2 protein-coding genes are annotated in these 2187 nt (G+C 55.8%); both read left to right on the plus strand.

Annotation, left to right across the window (positions count from 1 at the left end):
• The first annotated feature begins 67 nt into the window (after positions 1 to 67).
• Entirely contained in the window at positions 68 to 532 is a 465-nt protein-coding gene (locus tag JS46_RS22590; protein ID WP_033756057.1) for a phage terminase small subunit P27 family, read from the plus strand.
• Positions 486 to 2187: terminase large subunit (locus JS46_RS22595; RefSeq protein WP_033756059.1), on the plus strand; the 1702-nt coding region annotated here is incomplete at its 3' end. The genes JS46_RS22590 and JS46_RS22595, both read left to right, overlap by 47 nt.

The raw sequence follows: 2187 nt of genomic DNA on the forward strand, positions 1-2187 counted from the left end.
TCCTGACCGCCCGCCCCCCTTTTTATGCACAACCGCGAAATGAAAAGTTTTTTTCTGGGAGGTTTTTATGGCCGGTAGACGACCAAAACCGACCCACCTTAAGGTCGTTACCGGCAATCCGGGCAAGCGAAAACTCAACGACAAAGAACCGTCACCCGCAAAAGAAATCCCGAGCCCGCCGTCACATCTCACCGACTGGGGGAAGGTGGCGTGGGGAAAACTGACCGTTCTACTAGATGGAATGGGCGTGCTAACCGTCGCCGATGTTCTCGCGCTGGAAAGGCTCTGCGACATCTACGCTGACATTCTTCAGCTGCGGATCACAATTGCTGATGAGGGCAGAACCTACACGGTCCAGACCGAAGGTGGATTTCTGATAAAAGCCAACCCGGCTGTTTCAATGCTGGCTGATGCAGACCGGCGATTCAAAAGCTACCTGGTAGAGTTCGGCCTGACACCGGCTGCCCGGTCAAAGGTGAACGTGAATGGTGGAGAAAAAGAAGAAGACCCGCTCAACCAGTTCTTCGGTTGATCCAGCGACTCAGTACGCAATGGACGTTACCAGTGGTGCGGTTATTGCCGGTCCGGACATTCGAGCCGCCTGTGCTCGCCATCTTCGCGATCTGGAAGATGGGCCTAAGCGCGGCCTGTTTTGGGATGTGGAAGCCGTAAATCGCGTTGTTAACTTCTTTGCTCAGGTTCTAAAGCTTAATGGCGGCGAGCATGAAGGCAAACCATTTATCCTGCTGCCATGGCAGTGCTTCATCGTCGGTTCTTTGTTCGGCTGGAAGGCGGAAGACGGCACACGCCGCTTTCGCATGAGCTACATAGAGTCCGGCAAGGGGTCGGGTAAGTCACCATTAGCAGGTGGCGTTGGCCTATACCTGCTGATGGCGGATAAAGAGCCACGCGCCGAAGTGTACGCTGCGGCCACGAAAAAAGACCAGGCGATGATCCTGTTCCGCGATGCGGTAACGATGGTCGATCAGTCGCCCGCGCTGGCGCAGCGCATTACCAAATCCGGCACTGGGCTGAACGTGTGGAACCTCGCGTTCCTGCAGACGGGCTCTTTCTTCAAGCCCATCAGCTCCGATGATGGTCAGTCAGGGCCGCGCCCGCATGGAGCACTGATTGACGAAGTGCATGAGCACAAAACAAATGCCGTTGTTGAGATGATGCGTGCCGGTACAAAAGGCCGCCGTCAGGCGCTGATGTTCCTCATCACCAACAGCGGACACGATAAAACCAGCGTCTGTTATGAATACCATGAATATGGGCGCAAGGTTGCTGCAGGTGATCTGGAGGATGACAGCTTTTTCAGCTTCATCTGTTCTCTCGATGAGGGTGACGACCCGTTTAAGGATGAGTCCTGCTGGGGCAAAGCTAACCCGTCCCTGGGTCAGACTTTCACGGATAAATATCTGCGGGAGCAGGTGACGCAGGCGCGGGGCATGCCGTCGAAAGAGAGCATCGTGCGCCGTCTTAACTTCTGCCAGTGGGTGGAGGCGTCCGACCCGTGGATTGACAGCGACACATGGATGAACTGCGAGCAGGACTTTGATCCCGAAGATTTGGCGGGCGAAGAGTGCTATGGCGGTCTGGACCTGTCCGGTTCACGCGACCTTACGGCGCTGGCGCTTTACTTCCCGAAGTCCAAAAAGCTTTTAGTTGAGTTCTGGACGCCAAAAGATTCTCTGCTTGAGCGCGCTAAGACTGACCATGTTCCCTATGATGCCTGGCTGCGTAACGGCTTTATTCACGCGCCGCCGGGTAAGGCGGTCAACTACGGTTTTGTCGCGGTGCGCATCGGTGAGCTGGCGGCCAGATACGATATTAAGTGCATCGCGTTTGACCAGTACCGCATTAAGTATCTGGAGCCCGAACTGGAAAGCGAGTCTGTGAGCGTTGACCTTGTTCCGCACGGTCAGGGCTTTTACAAGGCTCAGGAGTCCGGGCTGTGGATGCCGCGCTCTATCGAACTGTTTGAGGAGCATCTTAATAACCGGGTGCTGGTTATCCGACCCAATCCCTGCCTGCGCTGGAATGCCGCCTCTGCGGTGCTTGAGGCTGACCAGAAGGACAACCGCATATTTGCCAAAAAGAAAAGTACCGGCCGCATCGATGGTGTGGTGGCTTCCGCTATGGCGATTGGTGCAGCAGAGGATGCGGTGCTGGTGGACAGCGGCG

The sequence above is a fragment of the Pantoea sp. NGS-ED-1003 genome (assembly GCF_000738765.1).
Taxonomy (GTDB): Bacteria; Pseudomonadota; Gammaproteobacteria; order Enterobacterales; family Enterobacteriaceae; genus Pantoea; species Pantoea septica.